Annotated in this window: 14 protein-coding genes; 9 read left to right on the top strand and 5 right to left on the bottom strand. The window is 52.8% G+C overall.

The features are described 5' to 3' along the window. Positions 1 to 14: 14 nt before the first annotated feature. Positions 15 to 650, bottom strand: coding sequence for a glutathione S-transferase N-terminal domain-containing protein (locus FAP39_RS12520; RefSeq protein WP_171006847.1), 636 nt, complete (start codon positions 648 to 650; stop codon positions 15 to 17). 344 nt (positions 651 to 994) lie between these two features. Continuing rightward, positions 995 to 1,849 (bottom strand): MBL fold metallo-hydrolase, encoded by an 855-nt coding sequence (locus FAP39_RS12515; protein ID WP_138016741.1) that lies wholly within the window; start codon positions 1,847 to 1,849, stop codon positions 995 to 997. A 95-nt stretch (positions 1,850 to 1,944) separates the two neighbouring features. Between FAP39_RS12515 and FAP39_RS12510 the strand changes: the two genes are divergently transcribed. After that, on the top strand, positions 1,945 to 2,844 hold the full coding sequence (locus FAP39_RS12510; protein ID WP_138016740.1) for a LysR family transcriptional regulator: 900 nt from the start codon (positions 1,945 to 1,947) through the stop codon (positions 2,842 to 2,844). Between the two features lie 497 nt (positions 2,845 to 3,341). On the opposite strand, the gene FAP39_RS12505 is transcribed toward FAP39_RS12510, so the two are convergent. Further along, complete coding sequence (locus tag FAP39_RS12505; protein ID WP_212743424.1) at positions 3,342 to 4,187, bottom strand: hypothetical protein; 846 nt, start codon at positions 4,185 to 4,187, stop codon at positions 3,342 to 3,344. A 20-nt stretch (positions 4,188 to 4,207) separates the two neighbouring features. On the opposite strand from FAP39_RS12505, the gene FAP39_RS12500 reads away from it, so the two are divergent. Both FAP39_RS12500 and FAP39_RS12490 read left to right on the top strand, forming a co-directional pair. Continuing rightward, a protein-coding gene (locus FAP39_RS12500; protein ID WP_246059129.1) for an IS3 family transposase occupies positions 4,208 to 5,340 on the top strand; the annotation gives its coding sequence in 2 pieces (ribosomal slippage) (positions 4,208 to 4,487 and positions 4,487 to 5,340; 1,134 coding nt in all). A gap of 2,012 nt (positions 5,341 to 7,352) precedes the next feature. Then, entirely contained in the window at positions 7,353 to 10,016 is a 2,664-nt protein-coding gene (locus FAP39_RS12490) for an AsmA family protein (RefSeq protein ID WP_138016738.1), read from the top strand. A 63-nt stretch (positions 10,017 to 10,079) separates the two neighbouring features. Here the strand turns inward: FAP39_RS12490 and FAP39_RS12485 are convergent, their stop codons facing one another. After that, entirely contained in the window at positions 10,080 to 11,450 is a 1,371-nt protein-coding gene (locus tag FAP39_RS12485; RefSeq protein WP_138016737.1) for an aspartate aminotransferase family protein, read from the bottom strand. 296 nt (positions 11,451 to 11,746) lie between these two features. Here FAP39_RS12485 and FAP39_RS12480 point away from each other — a divergent pair, with 296 nt between their 5' ends. After that, entirely contained in the window at positions 11,747 to 12,232 is a 486-nt protein-coding gene (locus FAP39_RS12480) for an Lrp/AsnC family transcriptional regulator (protein WP_171006846.1), read from the top strand. Between the two features lie 35 nt (positions 12,233 to 12,267). After that, a complete protein-coding gene (locus tag FAP39_RS12475; protein ID WP_138016735.1) occupies positions 12,268 to 12,765 on the top strand; it encodes an Lrp/AsnC family transcriptional regulator in 498 nt (165 codons plus the stop codon). A gap of 43 nt (positions 12,766 to 12,808) precedes the next feature. On the opposite strand, the gene FAP39_RS12470 is transcribed toward FAP39_RS12475, so the two are convergent. Further along, the gene (locus FAP39_RS12470; RefSeq protein WP_138016734.1) at positions 12,809 to 13,249 is read right to left on the bottom strand and encodes a DUF302 domain-containing protein; all 441 of its coding nucleotides are present in this window, start codon (positions 13,247 to 13,249) and stop codon (positions 12,809 to 12,811) included. 124 nt (positions 13,250 to 13,373) lie between these two features. On the opposite strand from FAP39_RS12470, the gene FAP39_RS12465 reads away from it, so the two are divergent. The 4 genes from FAP39_RS12465 to msrQ all read left to right on the top strand — a co-directional run bounded on the left by FAP39_RS12465 (position 13,374) and on the right by msrQ (position 16,679). After that, entirely contained in the window at positions 13,374 to 14,873 is a 1,500-nt protein-coding gene (locus FAP39_RS12465) for an FMN-binding glutamate synthase family protein (protein ID WP_171006848.1), read from the top strand. 69 nt (positions 14,874 to 14,942) lie between these two features. Then, positions 14,943 to 15,848, top strand: coding sequence for a protein-methionine-sulfoxide reductase catalytic subunit MsrP (gene msrP, locus FAP39_RS12460; protein ID WP_138016733.1), 906 nt, complete (start codon positions 14,943 to 14,945; stop codon positions 15,846 to 15,848). Further along, positions 15,848 to 16,054, top strand: coding sequence for a GDCCVxC domain-containing (seleno)protein (locus tag FAP39_RS17790; protein ID WP_138016732.1), 207 nt, complete (start codon positions 15,848 to 15,850; stop codon positions 16,052 to 16,054). The genes msrP and FAP39_RS17790 overlap by 1 nt, the downstream gene beginning before the upstream one ends. 40 nt (positions 16,055 to 16,094) lie before the next feature. Next, positions 16,095 to 16,679 carry a protein-methionine-sulfoxide reductase heme-binding subunit MsrQ gene (gene msrQ / locus FAP39_RS12450; protein WP_246059133.1) on the top strand — a complete coding sequence of 195 codons (585 nt, stop codon included), beginning with the start codon at positions 16,095 to 16,097 and terminating at the stop codon, positions 16,677 to 16,679. Positions 16,680 to 16,945 lie beyond the last annotated feature (266 nt).

The following is a 16,945-nucleotide window of genomic DNA, read 5'->3' as shown; positions in this document are numbered from 1 at the left end:
TTCAAAAATGGGGGTTATGCAGCAACGGCTTGGAAAGGTGGGATGCCAGCGCGGACCATCAGCTGTGTGAAGGGGATGGAAATCTGCACCGGGAAGTCGATCTCTGCCACCATGGTGAGGCTCTGCAAGTCCGCAAGTGCGGCCAGCGTGTCAAAGCTGATGGTGTCACCAGACAAATAGGGCTCGGCCCCGGGCAAGGCGGCCTCGACTTCGCGCACAAGCTCTGTAGTTTTTGCAAGGGCATCGGGAAATGACATGCCAATCCGTTCCGGCATCATCTGGCCAAAAAACGCCTTGGACTGGGGCGATGCGAGTTCTGGCACGCCCAGATGCGGCATGCGCGGATAACAGAGCGCATTCAGAGCTGCGGCGAAGGTGGCGCGCCAGTCCTCAAGGTCGCCACTTGGATCATAAGAGGACAAGATCGGTGCACCAATCTTGTCAAAACGGCGAATGATCTCGGTGCTGTCTTGGATCAGCGTCTCGCCATCCACCAGGATCGGGACGGTCAACCTGTCGATCCGACCTTTCAGTTCCTCGGGGATCTTCCCCGGTTCGACATGGACGATCTCGGGCGAGAGCCCTTTCAGCCCGGCCATGACACGGGTGCGGACGCAGTAGGGGCAGGTTTCGAAAACATAGAGATTCATTGCAGGGGTCCAGAGGTAAAGAAGAGAACGGGGCGCAACTTCGAAGCTCATGCGCACCACGGGTCGTCTTGGGCTGTTTTGAAGAAGGTTGAACGGCATGACCGAAGACTGTTTCTGCCGCCTTCCGCAACAGAAACAGCCGTGGTCACAGGGTTACTACAGTCCGAGTTTGGTAGAGAGTTTATCAAGAATCTTTCCCTGGATCTCGGTGCGACCGCTGCCGTCAGGGTCGGTGCAAACCGGTTAGCGACCGGCTTCTGCCAGGGCTTCCTCAACTCCGTCCATACAGGTAAGTGCTGCCGAGAACCGGTAGGCCGGGCTGACAGGCAGCCCGGCCCAAGGTCTCAGTGGCCGTGCCAGATGGCATAGGCCATGCGTTCGACATGTGCGGGCAGGTTTTCTTCGTAGAACAGCCAGGCGCTGAATTCGGGCAGCTTGACCGTCTGTTTCAACTCTTCCACCGTCTTGCCGTTCTGCAGGCCACCCCAGACAGCCGCATACAGCGCCTCGACAAAGGCCAGTTCTTCGGCCAGAAGCTCCGGCGAAGAGGCGGGCAGGTGACCGGAGATCACTGTGTCATAGTCCAGCTCGGCACTGACCCGGCGCAGGGTGTTCAGCGCGCCGATATAGTCATAGGTGTTCAGGCGGCCGTCAGACACCAGATAGCGTGGCAGGTGCCAGTCAACGCCCATCAACACCTTGTCTTCGGGCATGTGGATCACGCTCTGGCACTGGCCGTCGCTTGAGCCGAAGTGTCTCATCTCGACAACCTTGTTGCCCAGCTCGATGCGGTGGGTGTCGGAATAGGTGACGTCAGGCACAACAACCCGGCCTTCCAAGTCGCGGCTCATCAGTTCGACGCAGCCCTCATGGGCGATGAATTCGGCCCCCTCGACCTTGAAGACCTGCCCCCCGCGGGAGTGATCGAAATGGTCGTGCGAGTAGAGCACCTTGACAACCGGCTGATCGGTCAGCTTGGCAATCTCGGCGCGCATGGCCTCGGCGCGGAACTCGTGGTTCGGGTCGACAACAAGCACACCTTCGTCGGTGATCACGACCAGGCTGGAGTAATGGGCCATGTAAAACTGATAGATCCCGTCTTTCAGTTCGGTCATGACTGGTTTCATCTCATCATCAGCCGCGTAAGCGGTGCCGGCGATGGTCATGGTTGCGGCGATGGCCGTCAAAATGCGTTTCATGGCAGGTGCCTCCTTTTCGCAGGAGACAAGATACTATTTATGGAAATAAAAATAATCGGCGCATATATCAATTCATATGATATAAAAGGTATCGAATGGATAAGTTGAAAAAAATGGCCGTGTTTGCCCGTGTGGTTGAACTGGGCAGCTTTGCCCGCGCCGCCAATGACCTAAACGTGACACCGGCTATTGTGGGGCGTCACGTGGCCGATCTTGAAGCTCTGCTTGATCTGCGCCTGATCAACCGCACCACGCGGTCGATGGAGGTGACCGAGGCGGGAACCCGATATTACCAAGGCTGCAAATCCATGCTCGAACAGCTGGAGGCGCTGGAACAGGATGTGGCGACGCAAGAAGGGACGAAACTAACCGGGGTGATCCGAGTGGCTGCGCCGGAAGGTATCGGCGTGCCGATGCTTCTGGACGCAGTGCAGAGCTTTCAGGTGCTGCATCCCGAGGTTCTGTTCGATCTTGGTTTTGAGAATGAGCAAACCGATTTTGTCAGCTCCGGGATGGATCTGGCCATTCGTCTTGCGATCAAGCTGGAAGACAGCAGCCTGATTGTCAGCAAACTGGCCGAAACCAGCCTCACGCTGTTTGCTGCGCCGGCTTATCTAAAAGCACATGGAGTTCCTGAAACCGTGGAAGATCTGGACGATCATCGCTGCCTTGTCTTTGGCGGTTCGCGCTTTGGTGACAGCTGGCCGCTCATGACAGAAAAGGGGCTGCAAAAGCTGCACCAGCCATGGAAAATTGTCATGAACCAAACCCACACCTACCGCGAAGCGCTGGTGCGCGGGATGGGGATTGGTCTGCTGCCCGACATCATGGCGGCGGATCTGGTGGCAACCGAGCAACTTCGGCCAATCCATCTCACGGGGCAATTCCCGCAAGTCGGCATCTTTGCCGTCTACCCCAACAGAGCCTTCCAACCCCGCCGGGTTGGCCAGTTTCTGGATCATCTTCGGAGGCAGATCAGAGCGCACCCTACTTGATATAAGACATTGGCGCGGTTTGGGGCGAATGACGGTTCTCCGCCCAAACTGCACCGTAGGCGGCCAGCTATATCCATCTATTAGAAACCCCATTCAAGCAGCCAAAAGTCACTACAAGCACGCACGTTCTAATTGGATAACGCAGTCTGCCTGAGTGCAAAGTTATGCTCCAAGTGCAAAGTTTTTCCCGACCCTACACCTGCGATTATATCTCGGCTGGTAGTTCTTCAACTTCGCGAGTTCATCGTTCTTCAGTTCCAATTCGGAGTTGGTTTTTTCAGCTGTTTTTTTGCCATCATCCACAACGCCAAAAAAACGGGGGAGCGGAGCAGCCAAAGCAATACTAAAATTAAAATCGGATCCATAAAGTTTCCTGAAATGAGTAAATTTTGAAAGCGGCCAAGGCCACACAGCCAAAAGTTCAGTTGCGGTTATTTCAAGGTGTAAATGGCTTTTGAGTTATTGTGCGCACTTCTTTGTATCTGCGGCACACAATCTCACCTGCTTTCAAACTTTTTCCAGAGTGGCGTCCCGTGATACAGCCAAGGACGATACAAAATGCGTCGTGGATCTGGAGTGGCTCGCGTCGTCGAATGAATCGAGCGTGTGTCAACACCCAGCCTTAGCGCTGGTGTGCTTTGTTTCGGAGCCACTTTGCGCATTTTGGGGACTTTCACTTTCTGTTTTGAGCCGGGACGACGGATCGACTGCTGCCCTTCGGAAACTTCGGCGGAATTTGATGAACGCGCAGACGCGCTCGAATAAGGGCGCTCCTCAAACCAATTGAAGTAAATGCGGTAGATGTTCAAAAAAGCCACCAAAACTGCAGGGTTGAATGTTGCTCCGTTAATGTAACTCGGGCCATTCCGAGCAGATCGACCACCCGCACGTTTCGTTGGGTTCACGCGCTCGCGAATGGAGTTCATAAATGATGAGACCGGATGAATCGTTGCCTTGAGATACCGACGAGCGAGAGCCTCGCAAAGATCTGGATCCGTGGGCATCACGTCAAAAGAACTGGTTTTTAGCTTTCTCCGGTATTCCTTTCGAATGACTGGAAAGCCGACAACCTTACGTGTCTCGCCGTGAATTTCGACGCCAGACTTAACCCAAAGCTGCGGGAATTGGGACGAAAGAAAGTTCCTAATTGGAGATGGAGTGATGACGTTATCTGAATCTTTCTTCACTTCTGGGGTCATCGTGTGGGCGCAAAACTGAATTAGGTGCTGATAATCACGCTGTTGTGTCTGCGTCGACGTGAGTGCGCTTGTTTTGTAGGCTTCAAAAGCTACTTTATAGAGGTGGTCGCGAAAATTTGGACCAGCCGCTAAGGTGGATCGCATGATGAAAGTGACGATCCAAAATGAAGAAACGAAAGAACCATTCGCCTGAGTTCAAAGCGAAGGTTGCTCTTGAAGCAATCCGCGAGGAGCTGACGCTGGCGGAGCTGTCCAAGAAGTACGGTGTGCATCCCACGCAAATCGGAACCTGGAAGCGGGCAGCGATAGAAAACATGGCAACAGCCTTTACGCGACGTGGTGCGGCTCCTGAGCAGGTCAGCGCCGCAGATGTGGACAAGCTGCATTCGAAGATTGGCCGGTTGGTCGTGGAACGGGATTTTTTAGCCGAAGCCTCGCATCAGTTACTCGGGACGCGAGGCAAAAAATGGTGATCCGAGACCATAAGTTAAGCATGCGTAAACAGTGCGAACTGTTGCAGTTGTCGCGATCACGGCTTTACTATCAGCCTGTCGGCGAAAGCGCTGAGAACCTGTGTTTCATGGAAATAATTGATAAACAGTTCCTCGAAACGCCTTGGTATGGGTCGCGTCAGATGGCGCGTTACATGAAGCGCAATAATCACCGGTGTGGTCGCCATCGTGTCCGGCGCTTGATGCGCCTTATGCGTTTGGTCCCGATCTATCAGGAACCCAACACCAGCAAGAAGCACCCGCAGCACAAGATCTGGCCATATCTGCTTAGAAACGCGATCATCGACCGCCCGAACCAAGTCTGGTGCGCAGATATTACGTACATTCCTATGCGACGTGGCTTTCTGTACTTGGTGGCGATCATGGATTGGTACAGCCGAAAGGTGTTGGCGTGGCGGCTGTCAAACAGCATGGATGCGGACTTCTGCGTCGAGGCCCTGAAAGAGGCTTTGGCCAACCACGGCACGCCAGAAATCTTCAATAGTGACCAGGGTAGCCAATTCACCAGCGGCGCGTGGATCGACGTGCTGATGGATGCAAAAATCAAGATCAGCATGGACGGCAAAGGTGCTTGGCGCGACAACCGTATGATCGAAAGACTCTGGCGGTCCCTGAAGTATGAATGCGTCTATTTGAATGCCTTTGAGACGGGTTCAGAAATGCGTGCGGGGATCGGAAAATGGCTGACGTACTACAACTCTGAGCGTCCACATTCCACCCACGGGGTATTGACGCCAAATGAGGCCTATGAAAACAAAACAGAACCGATGAAATTAGCAGCCTAATTGAAACCCAGATCCATCTTAAGTCGGCTGTAAACTGGTCTAAAAAGCAGGACCACCTCTTATATCGCTTTTCTCTACGAGAATTCTCCGGATCACTCGCGTTCTTGTCAAAACTCATGACGTGCCATTCAAAACGATCTTCATTGATCCAATCTTGGAAAACATGTGGAACCACCCGGCCCATTGATGCTTCTTGTTCACCGACAATCGTAAGACGCTTCGCTGGCAGTAGGTCGCGCAGGTATGATAAGTGGGCGGCTTTGGTATAGGTCGCCTTAACCACAGCACCATTGAAGCTTCCGCGAGAGTCACGGTCAGCATCCTGAAAGCTGAAATATCGGTGGCGCAGAAGGTCGATGACTTTGCGATGCTTCTCAGCATTGGAAATTTCAACTAATGCATCCCTTGGAAGCTGCGCTACATCCTGGGCCTTATACGCCTTTTCAATACGTTGACTGAAAACACGCCAATGGTTCTCAGCACTGGCAAAAAGGGAGGCTTCCTCAAAGCGGCCTGTTGGCCTTTGGAAGTGCATTGAAGGTGTCGTAAACGTGTGGCCAGATTTCTTTGAATAAGATCGCCGAACATTGATCGGGTTCAGCTGATTGTCGAGATATTGATCTTGGACTGTTCGAGCAGGGTCGACAGTTGTATCGAAATTTGCGTCGATGCGGAAAACATAGCCAGTGTCGATATTGGCACTAACGGAGCATTGTAGTGGAGTTAAGCGACGGTCTGCACTTGTTTCCCAATTCACGCTGATGACGACGTCATCATGTGCGATACGCATATGTGCGTGGCCACCCTTAGCCTCGCTATTCTCACGCCATTCTTTCAATTTGGCTCGCTCGAAGGCAAGAAGAGTTTTCTCAAGCCAGAATATCCGATTATAAACACGCTCGACACCACATTTCTTTCCGGTGTCCGGGTCCGCAAGAAGGCGGCGCAGCGCTGTTATGCTCGCACCGTTGACCAGAGCTCTAAGTAGCCTGACGTTATCATGCATCTTGTCTTGTTGTTGATGGTCAAGCGACACTGAAAAGCAGGCGCCAGGTTTGCCTTTGCAGGGCTTATGAATGACACGAAATCCCGAAGGCTTTGCCTTTCGACCATTTCTCCCGGCGGGGATCTTGCCATGTGTGCCGTTGAAAATGAACTCTTCCGTCCGCTCCAGGTATCTTGCTCCGCAATGTCCGCAAACAGGTCCCTCAAGGATGCCATTCTGAGTGGTCAGTCGGTCATATTCTTCGTCAAAATGCGTGTTGGATAAAACGCTGAAAGAAACGTTGCAATCGCGGTTTCCTCGCTGGTGATGGCAAAGCAAGGACTTGCCATCCTCCCATTGACGAGGAGAACTCGCATATTCCAGAGCGGTTGAAACGACCTGTGCTTTCTTGTCACCCGTAATGGTGTATTTACCAAGTCCTTTGGCCACTGATTGGTTGACCGCATAAGCCGTTTGTTTTCTTGCTTGGGCGTTTCTACCTACGAAGGACTGATACATGAAATCAGGAGCAACGCCGTAGTTACCGCAATCTGGATCACCGCAGCAGTTGAGGTTGATTGTCTTTCCCAAATCGGGGTATATTTGAGAAAGAGATAGATTGGGCACAGATTTCACCACGACACAGCCTTTCATTCTGTTTCGTTTCGTCAAGTGGGCCTCCGGCAGGCAGTGCTGATATTGGCCAAAGTCCCCAAAACCAAAGCCTCATCAGAATTTTTCTAAATTGTGTGTCTCCGGGACTTTTCTCCCGAACGGCATGGCGTTCAATAGTCGAAAAGTTTGTTGAAAATCAAATGCCTGCCGAGCGATTACTCGACAGGCGTTGCTTTTGTGTCCCAAAACCCAGAATGCGCCAGCCCTTTGGGGCGGCGTTTTCGTTTGCAGTGTTGCTGAGTCTTGGTCGTTTCTTGGTTGAGCTGGAGTAAATCTAGTTTCGCATTTCTGGGTGTGCTAGCTGTGTTGCTAAGGGGCCAATTTTGGGCCACTCAATCCAGCGGAGATTTCCATGCGACTTTGGCTTAAGCGAATATTGATTTCGGCTCTTTGTCTATTGATGGGAAGTATTGTCCTTGTTTGGTTGCTGCTGTCGTCGTCAATTCTGGCATCCGCACGCGGTCACCTCACGGCACGCATGCTGACCAATGTCTTGGGCGGGCAGATCGTCGAAATTCAAGGCGGTGTCGCAATCGACCTAGGTCCGGTTTTACATGTCCGCGCTGAAGATGTCGTTTTGCCAAGCCAAGCGATGCCCCAAGAAACGTTGGCGTCGATCGGGCAGCTGGATTTTGATGTCGATCTTATGGATTTGCTCAAAGGTCACTTGGATTTGTTGGACCTGAGTGTCGATCAGAGCGAAATTTCGTTAATCGTTGCCGATGATGGCACATCTTCATGGCACCGAACCAAGCAAGGATCATCTGATCAAGGCAAGACCACAACCGCAGATCTGGCAAACATTCTGGCAGGGCATCGCTTTGGCTTCACAAACACAGGCGTCACCTATCTTGATGCCCGGAACGGGTTGGATTTGTCGCTGGAGCTGGCAACGACGGCCTTAAGTCAAGAGTCTCGGACAGCGCCCGTTGTGTTAAGCGGGCAAGGGGCATTGAACGGCGAGGCCTTCACGTTGAACGGCACTTTCCCAAAATCCGATCCGTATAAGCTGTCGATGGACTTTGGCCAGATTAACGTCGCGGTTGAAGGCACGCTTGAGGCAGGCGACGTCACTGCTGGGGTGACGCTTGACGTCGTTGAGTTGGGGCAACTGTTGGATGTGCTGAAATTGAACAAAACAGTCTCGGGCAAGGGATATGTCAGCGCGACCCTGAAGGCAGGTTCCGAGGGGACCTTTATTACTGATCTAAATGTTAGCGCGGAACTTGACACCGGACAAAGTGTTGAAGTGACCGGAGATATGGGAAAGCTGGGCGATCCGACGGATATGTCGATCGACACACGCATCGAGCTTTATCCCGATGATAACCGCCCTGCGGCGGCTCTTCAGCGCCGCGATCTTAAGCTGGTTGCGGTTGATATGAAGTTGATGGCGAATCCGGGTGGAATCCCCCAGCGTGCCATGGTCATTGAAACGAATGGCTTTACCTTGGATACCGAGGGCGAAGGTCCCCCACCGATCTCGGTCGCCGAGATCTCGCGGACACCAGATGGATTACTGCGCTTAGGGGCCGTTGTGCTGCGCATTGGGCCACCCGAAAAACATTTTTTGGTTCTCGAAGCCTCTGTCGAAGATGTGCTGCAGCTTGACGGGGTAAACGGGCACGCCACAGTCGACTTGCCTGCGGCTAGCCTTTTGGCACCGGAAAAATTCCAAACATCTGCAGCACTCGGAAGCATCACCGGAGGTTTCACGGTTAAGGGAAACCTCGAAGCTTTGGGTATCAATGATCTGGATGTCGCCTCGAGCGAGACGGATTTGTGGCACTTGAAAGTCGACGGATCGGTCAAGAACGCGTTGAAATTTGCCGACATTGAATTGAATATTGCGGCTGATGTACCATCCGGGGCTGCCTTGTTGTCGGCACTTGATCTCGAACCGATTGACACTGGTGAAGTCAAATTGACCACAAGTATCCAAAGCCAAGGCACATCATGGCAGGCAAAAGCCAATATTGGCGTAGATACTTCGTCTTTGGGTATTCACGCAGATCTTGATTTGGACGACCCCGAATCTGTGGTGCGCGGGGCAATTGAGAGCGATGTCATCCGAGTAAATCACCTGCGTGACATCGCCGCCGTTGCCATCCAGTTCGGTAAGTTGAACAAAACGGAACAAGCTGCGGAAGCGCAAAGTGAAGAGGAGCAGTCAAATGATCCTCCGACGCCAACTGGCCCCATCCGAAATGTGACACTGCAGCCCTTGGGGCAGGCAATTTTGTTGTCCGGTATGGACATGGAAGTTGGAATTGACCTGCGTAAAATCGAAGGTGACAAGGGCACCACCAGCCTTAAGAGCAATTTTGAGTTAAAGGGCGATACAGCTCGGCTTGGCCCGGTCGAATTTGAATACGGTGGCGGGTTTTTCAACGTAAGCGCCGAGATGGACCTTGAGAAAAACCCAGACACAATTTCGATCTCTGGAGCAACGGGCGGCTGGGATTTTGGCAAAATCATGCATGCGATCAAGTTTAAGAAAGGCGCCAGCGGGATATTGAACGCCAATTTTGATGTGTCGGGCAGCCACGCAACAGTGAAAGATTTTGTCGGAACGATGAATGGCTCTGCCTTGGTATCAATGCGCAATGGAACAATTGATACGCAGCTATTGGATTTGGCCGGTTTGGGAATTTTACCCTGGCTGTTTACCAAAGATCGGGGCCCGACAGCGCCCATCATTTGTGCGCGGATGCCGCTTCATGTGTCGAACGGGCAGGTGTCGACCAAGGAAACTGTGGTGGAAACCGACCACGTGCAGGTTGTCGTATACGGGCATGTCGACCTCAAGGGTAAGACGCTTGATATACATGGACAGCCCAGACGGATCGGGAAACCGTTGTCTCGCAGCCCGTGGCCGTTTTCTTTGGCGGGGGCACTGGCAAAGCCAAAGGTCAAAGTCAAAGATGGCCCAAAGCGTGTGCGGCGGAAAGATGGTGCGTCGACGATGCCTGACAAACGCAAGCTTTGCGTGCCCGACATCTTGCAACTGCAATAGCGCGCTTGCGCGCGCATTCTGCATGGGCCCCGGTTTACTTCTGAGGCCCATGCAAATGCTGTCTTAGGCAAAGACGTCGCGCACGGCCGCGCCAGTGGCGCTTGCAATGATATCTGCTTCATCTTTGCTGAGGCAGAATGGCGGCGCAAATCCCAAAATGTCGCCTTGGGGCATGGCGCGACCTATGACACCGCGACTGGCAAGTCCCGTGGCAACTGCAGGCCCCACCGCGGTTTTGGGGTCGAAAAACTGGCGACCGTCTTTTTTCTCTACGAACTCGATGGCCGCAAGCATGCCGACACCGCGAATATCCCCCACATTCGGGTGGTCCCCGAGTTCCTCGTTCAGACGTTGGCGTAAATAGCCCCCCGTTGAAACGTTGTTCTCGATCAGGTTCAAATCATCAATCAACTTGAGGTTTGCAACACCCGCAGCAGCGCCAATCGGATGGGCAGAATAAGTCCAGCCATGTCCAATCGGGCCAAATTCGTCGGTGCCCTGCTCTAGGACGCGCCAAACCTTATCCGACACGATCGACCCCGAGAGCGGCGCATAGGCAGAGGTCAGGCCTTTGGCGATCGTGATAATATCAGGTTCCATGCCATAATGGGTCGATCCCATCATTGACCCTGTGCGGCCAAACCCTGTGACGACTTCATCCGCGATCAACAAGATATCATGTTCTTTGAGAACGGCTTGAATGGCGTCCCAATATCCTTGGGGTGGAGGAACAATACCGCCAGTGCCCAGCACCGGTTCCCCGATGAAACCCGCAATTGTATCTGGACCCTCGCGGGCGATCAGCGCCTGAAGCTTGTCGACACAATCCTGTACAAAGTCGGCCTCTGACATATCAAGATCGTCGCGGCGGAAGTAATAGGGGGCTTGGGTATGGACCACCTGCGCCAAGGGCAGGTCGAATTTTTTATGGAACAGCTCTAGCCCGGTAAGGGATCCAGTCACGAGCCCCGATCCATGGTAGCCCCGCCACCGTGAAATGATCTTCTTTTTCTCAGGGCGCCCCAGAACGTTATTATAGTACCAAAGCAGCTTCACATTGGTTTCGTTGGCATCGGACCCGCCAAGGCCAAAATAGACCTTGGACATGTTGGCAGGTGCGCGATCGATCACCATTTTAGCAAGCGTGATCGATGCCTCGGTTCCAGTGCCCACATATGAATGGTAATAGGCCAGTTCATGAGCTTGGGCGGCAATGGCATCCGCGATCTCGGTGCGTCCGTACCCTACGTTGACGCAGTAAAGCCCCGCAAATGCATCCAACAGCTTGGTGCCGTCGCGATCTTCAATATAGACACCCGAACCGCCCGTAACGACACGTGCAGGCGTTTCGCCGCGCGCATGTTTGGCGAGATGGGTCGAGGGGTGGAAAAAATTCTCGCGATCCCATTGATCAAGCTGATCGTTTTTCATCAAAGTGTTCTCCGCTGTCGTGTCTCCGGTGTGGGCCGGATGCATGGTATTTGAGGGGAAGGTGCGTTGGTGCGTGATGCACCATTTCCTTGCTGAGATAGTTTTAGCGTAAAGCGGCCTGTGATAGTTCTTGAATGCATCGCATCCGATAGATGAAACGACTGCATTATTGGGCCAATACCGAATATTCTTTGGTCAATTGTCTGCTCTGGAATTTGCAAATCCATTTGGCGTTGATAACACTTGGTACGGCGCGGGTTCTTCGGGCGCATATGTGTTGGCTCAGGGCGGAATGTGACATGCAAAAAGAGTTGGATAAACGCGACTTGAACGTGTTGTCGGTACTCCAGAATGAGGCGCGTATTTCTAATGTGCAATTGGCAGAGCGTGTTGGGCTTTCTCCTGCTGCGTGTTGGGAGCGGGTCAAAAAGCTTGAGGCGCGTGGCTATATCCGGCGCTACCTTGGAGAGATCGCCCTTGAGAAATTACCTGGAACAATCAACTTTATGGTTCTGGTCACGCTCAAAACCCATCGGGCGGATGACTTCATAAAGTTTGAGACTGACATCCAGAAATCTGCGCATGTCGTTAGGTGCGTCGCCGTGGGGGGCGGTTTTGATTATATTCTGGAAGTCGTGGTTGCAGGAATGGAGGCATACAAAGATTTCCTGAGCGGATTTCTTGAGCGCAACGGGCATATCGAGAAATACAGTGCCCATGTTGTCACCAAAAACGTCAAATCCCAAAGTGTCGATCTGAATGTGCTCTTTGCGGATCAGATCTAGGGCACAATCACATTGCAGACCGCCGAGAGAGAATAATGCTTCGATTGGATGCGCGAGATATTCAAATTCTATCGATCCTGTCACAAGAGGGCAGGGTGTCAAATGCGCAGCTTGCGCGCAGGGTGAACCTGTCTGCGACACCGTGTTGGCAACGGGTCCAGAAGTTGGAGCAGGCCGGCGTTATTTCCGGCCATCATGCCGCCGTGCAGTTGGGCAGAGCCTTTAATAGCGTCACCATGTTTGTCACGATTGGTTTGGTGGACCAAAAGCCCGCGACCGAGCAAGCATTCGAACATCATATTCAAGACATCCCGAATGTCATCGGATGTTGGTCAATTGGGGGGCAGGTTGATTACCTTCTCCAAGTAATCACGCGGGATGTGCCAGATTATCAGGCGTTGATGGAAGCGCTGCTCGGGGCAGGTATCGGCATTCAGAGCTATTTTTCCCATTTGGTGTTGAATGATGTCAAAACGCCGTCGTCGCATGCCATGGTTGCGTTGATGGCAACGTGGTCAATGGACGAGGTCTAAACTGCTGTTTCCATAGCGCGCGATATAGGGCGGGCAGGCTGGTTTAGTTTATGGCTTCTTGTACAATATCATCCAAAAGGGCTTGAACCTCTTTCATTGGGCCTTCGGGCAAAATGCGGTATCCGATCGTGGTTTGATCCGGTGCGTCGGGTGTTTGCATCACGAAGATTCCGTAGGGGCAAAACTGCAGGTTCATCGGGTCTGCTTCCATAACCTTGCGCGACAGTGTGGCCGAACAAAAGCTAAAAACCTCGGCCTTGAGGAATACGGTCTGAGTGCCTCCGACGTCTTCCTTTGTGCGTTCCAGCATCTCGCTGACGTGGTTCACCGCGTCAATCACCAGCCCCTTGTCCGTGATGGCACTTTCAAGGCCAAAGGTTACGTCATCATAGTCCTGGTCAACGGTATATGTAACGGCGGTGTCATTTGCGGATGCGATGCTCGCGCATGCGACAAGCCCCAAGGCCAACAAAAACTTTCTCATAACTTTTCCTCCCGAAAAATTTGGGTATTCGTGACTTGCGACACAGTCGGTGACATCGCACTGTAAGGCCAGCCCATGGAACGGCATTGATGCAGGTCAACAGATTAGGATGATACATATGAATATGTCTATGGATGCAGATTTCGACATCGCACAAATTCTTGGATTGGTGTTTCTTGTTATCCTTGGTGTCGTGTTTGCGATTTCAATTGTGCTGTTCATCATCGACCGTTTTCAGACCGAAGACGCCATCCGCCGGAACTATCCTTTGATCGGGCGGTTTCGACATATCTTTAGTGAACTGGGAGAGTTTTTTCGTCAGTACTTCTTTGCGATGGATCGCGAAGAGCTTCCTTTTAATCGAGCACAGCGAGACTGGGTCACGCGTTCCGGCGACGGCAAGGGAAACACGGTTGCGTTTGGATCAACGCGCAATCTGAGCGTGGTGGGCACTCCCATTTTTGTAAATGACCCGTTTCCGCCGCTGGATGATCAGTTTGCCAGCTCTGAACCGCTGCAGATTGGGCCATCGGCGCGCCAACCGTTCATTGCGCCATCCATCTTTAATATCTCTGGGATGAGCTATGGCGCGATTTCGAAACCCGCAGTTCAGGCCCTGAGTAAAGGGGCCAAGGAAGCTGGTGTTTGGCTGAACACCGGGGAAGGGGGCGTATCGCCCTTTCATCTCGAGGGGGGGTGCGATCTTGTCTATCAGATTGGAACGGCCAAGTTTGGGGTGCGTGACGAGCATGGGGGATTGTGTGATGACAAACTCAGAGCCATCGCGGCGCACGAAACCATTCGCATGTTTGAAATCAAGATGGCCCAAGGCGCCAAGCCTGGCAAAGGGGGGATTTTGCCTGGTGAAAAGGTCACAGAAGAAATCGCCGCCATTCGTGGCCTGAAGGTCGGGCAAGACGGGATTTCACCGAACCGTCATCGCGAGATCGACAATTTCGACCACCTGCTCGATATGATTGTGCGCATCCGCGAGGTGACCGGAAAACCCGTCGGCATCAAAACAGTTGTTGGCGCAGAAGATACATTCCGCAACTTTTTCGAAACAATCAAACGCCGTGGGTCCGATGCTGCACCCGACTTTATCACGATTGATGGTGGCGAGGGCGGAACGGGTGCGGCGCCGATGCCCCTGATTGATCTGGTCGGGATGCCAGTGCGAGAGGCGCTTCCCTTGGTTGTGGATCTGCGAGACGAGTTCGGGTTCAAGGATCGCATTCGTGTAATTGCCAGCGGAAAGCTGGTGAATCCAGGTGATATTGCGTGGGCTTTGGCGGCAGGCGCGGACTTTATCACCTCGGCACGCGGGTTTATGTTTAGCTTGGGATGCATTCAGGCGCTTAAATGTAACAAAAACACCTGTCCCACGGGCATCACGACGCATGATCCACGGTTCCAAAAAGGCCTCGTGGTGGATCGCAAATACAAGCGTGTCGCAAATTACGCCAAGTCGATCATCAAAGAGGTCGAAACGATTGCCCATTCGGTGGGTGTAAGCGAACCGCGCCTGATGAGACGTCGCCATGTACGGATCGTGCAACCCAATGGGCGGTCGGTGCCGATGAACAAAATTCACCCAAGTTACAATACAACCACGCCTTCGTGAGACTTTGTGCTTTGGCACGGGCATCTGCACTGGCTAATTCTGACATCGAACCCATGACAGGAGCACAAGATGGCCAAGCGCTGGAAGAATACTTTGACCTCTGCGGATGTCACACCCGAGGAACACTATCTTAATCGCAGGCAGATCATCGCTGGTTTGGCCAGCATTGGCCTAGCGGGTGGTGCTGCGATTCCGGCCTTGGCAGCAGGTGATTTGAAGCCAGACACGTGGGACACGATCACGTCTTACAATAACTTCTACGAGTTCGGCACCGACAAGACTGATCCTGCAACCTATGCCCGCGCTTTGACAACTGATCCGTGGAGCATTCAGATTGATGGTCTGGTCGAGCGCCCGGGAACCTATGCCTTGGGTGATATCTTGGCCAAGATGACCACCGAAGAACGGATCTATCGGTTCCGCTGTGTCGAAGCATGGTCCATGGTTGTTCCGTGGAATGGGTTTGAATTGGCCGACCTGTTGCAAATGGCTGGCCTTAAGGGTGATGCGAAATACGTGGCCTTTGAGACGCTTCACCGGCCGGAAGAAATGCGTGGACAGAATTACCCAATTCTAGAGTGGCCCTATGTTGAGGGGCTGCGCTTGGATGAAGCCATGCACCCTCTGACGATTATGGCGACAGGGATTTATGGAAAGCCCATCCCAAATCAAAATGGCGCTCCTATCCGTTTGGTTGTCCCGTGGAAATACGGCTTTAAGTCGATCAAATCTATTGTGCGCATCACCGTCACAGATACGCAGCCGCCGACAAGCTGGAACAAGGCGGGCGCGCGTGAATATGGGTTCTACAGTAATGTGAACCCGCAGGTGGACCATCCGCGCTGGTCACAAGCGTCAGAGCGCACGATCGGCGGGGGGCTGTTTGCCAAACGCAAACCAACTCTTATGATGAATGGGTACGAGGGAGATGTCGGCAAGCTGTATGCGGGCATGGATCTCAGCAAACACTTCTAATGGTGGTCTTGGAATCAGTTCTGACATGTCCAGAGTGCGGCCATGCCGAGACATTTCAAATGCCGACTGAAACGTGTCAGTGGTTTTTGGAATGTCCGAACTGTCATATTGTTCTGAGACCCAAGTCAGGCGACTGTTGCGTCTTTTGTTCGTATGGAACGGTGGCGTGTCCCCCTGTTCAGCAAGGCGACAATTGTTGTGCTTGATATCAGGGCCCAAAATCTGACCGACCACGCCAATCGGCTGATGCGACGATTGCCTGCTTGGCCGATTTACCCCTTGGGGGCGCTCTATCCCATATGGTTGTTCTGGCTCGGGTTGACTGGTGGGCTGGGTGTGGACCCTGTTAAGGCGCTCGAGCACGCGATGGGCGAGGCCGCGCTTCAGTTATTGGTGGCGGGGCTGGCGATCACGCCTCTGCGAAAATACGTCGGCCTGAATCTACTCAAGTTTCGTCGGGCAATTGGGGTGCTGACCTTTTTCTATGTGCTGGCACATCTTTTGGTCTGGTTGGTTTTAGACGTACAGATACTGTCTCAGGTCTGGGCCGATATTCTCAAGCGCCCCTATATCACGATCGGGATGGGGGCGTTTCTGATGATGATTCCCTTGGCTCTTACATCCAATGGGTATTCGGTGCGGCGGCTGGGTCCGCGCTGGCGGCGTCTGCACAAGCTGACGTATGTTGTGGCGCTGCTAGGTGGGCTGCATTTTGTGATGCTTGTAAAAGGGTTTCAGTTTGAACCCCTGATCTATCTGGCAGTCATTATCTTTCTTTTGGCGTTGCGGCTGCCGCGCATGAACAAGCGAGCAGTTTCCAAGTCACGATAAGAATCGTTTGCTAATGTCTGAGTCTGAGAATTTGCCTCTATGGGTTCTTGTGTTGTCTCTTTTTCGTCTGATTTTGGGTATTGATTCCTGTTGTTTATGTGGGGGATGGATTGGGTGCTGTGGGTAAGTCTGTGGGTAAGTGTGGCGGTGAGAGTTGTTTGGTAATAAAGTTGCGTTTGGGTGTATGTTTTTGAAATGCGGGTTGGTTAAGTTTGTGATTTTATTAGGAAAATGTGATTTTTGAAGAAAAAGTGACATTTCTTGTA

The organism is Shimia litoralis (assembly GCF_005518135.1).
GTDB classification, from domain to species: Bacteria; Pseudomonadota; Alphaproteobacteria; order Rhodobacterales; family Rhodobacteraceae; genus Shimia_E; species Shimia_E litoralis.
The sequence above is the reverse complement of the archived record's forward strand: the minus strand, read 5'-3'. Positions and strand labels throughout refer to the sequence as shown.

Bases quoted from the DNA above. Each gene is read 5' to 3' on its own strand.
- FAP39_RS12475 (WP_138016735.1), top strand. From the start codon at position 12,268: ATGCTTCGATTGGATGCGCGAGATATTCAAATTCTATCGATCCTGTCA.
- FAP39_RS12470 (WP_138016734.1), bottom strand. From the start codon at position 13,249: ATGAGAAAGTTTTTGTTGGCCTTGGGGCTTGTCGCATGCGCGAGCATC.
- msrP (WP_138016733.1), top strand. From the start codon at position 14,943: ATGGCCAAGCGCTGGAAGAATACTTTGACCTCTGCGGATGTCACACCC.
- FAP39_RS12465 (WP_171006848.1), top strand. From the start codon at position 13,374: ATGTCTATGGATGCAGATTTCGACATCGCACAAATTCTTGGATTGGTG.
- FAP39_RS12480 (WP_171006846.1), top strand. From the start codon at position 11,747: ATGCAAAAAGAGTTGGATAAACGCGACTTGAACGTGTTGTCGGTACTC.
- FAP39_RS12515 (WP_138016741.1), bottom strand. From the start codon at position 1,849: ATGAAACGCATTTTGACGGCCATCGCCGCAACCATGACCATCGCCGGC.
- FAP39_RS12520 (WP_171006847.1), bottom strand. From the start codon at position 650: ATGAATCTCTATGTTTTCGAAACCTGCCCCTACTGCGTCCGCACCCGT.
- msrQ (WP_246059133.1), top strand. From the start codon at position 16,095: ATGCGACGATTGCCTGCTTGGCCGATTTACCCCTTGGGGGCGCTCTAT.
- FAP39_RS12505 (WP_212743424.1), bottom strand. From the start codon at position 4,187: ATGCGATCCACCTTAGCGGCTGGTCCAAATTTTCGCGACCACCTCTAT.
- FAP39_RS17790 (WP_138016732.1), top strand. From the start codon at position 15,848: ATGGTGGTCTTGGAATCAGTTCTGACATGTCCAGAGTGCGGCCATGCC.
- FAP39_RS12510 (WP_138016740.1), top strand. From the start codon at position 1,945: ATGGATAAGTTGAAAAAAATGGCCGTGTTTGCCCGTGTGGTTGAACTG.
- FAP39_RS12490 (WP_138016738.1), top strand. From the start codon at position 7,353: ATGCGACTTTGGCTTAAGCGAATATTGATTTCGGCTCTTTGTCTATTG.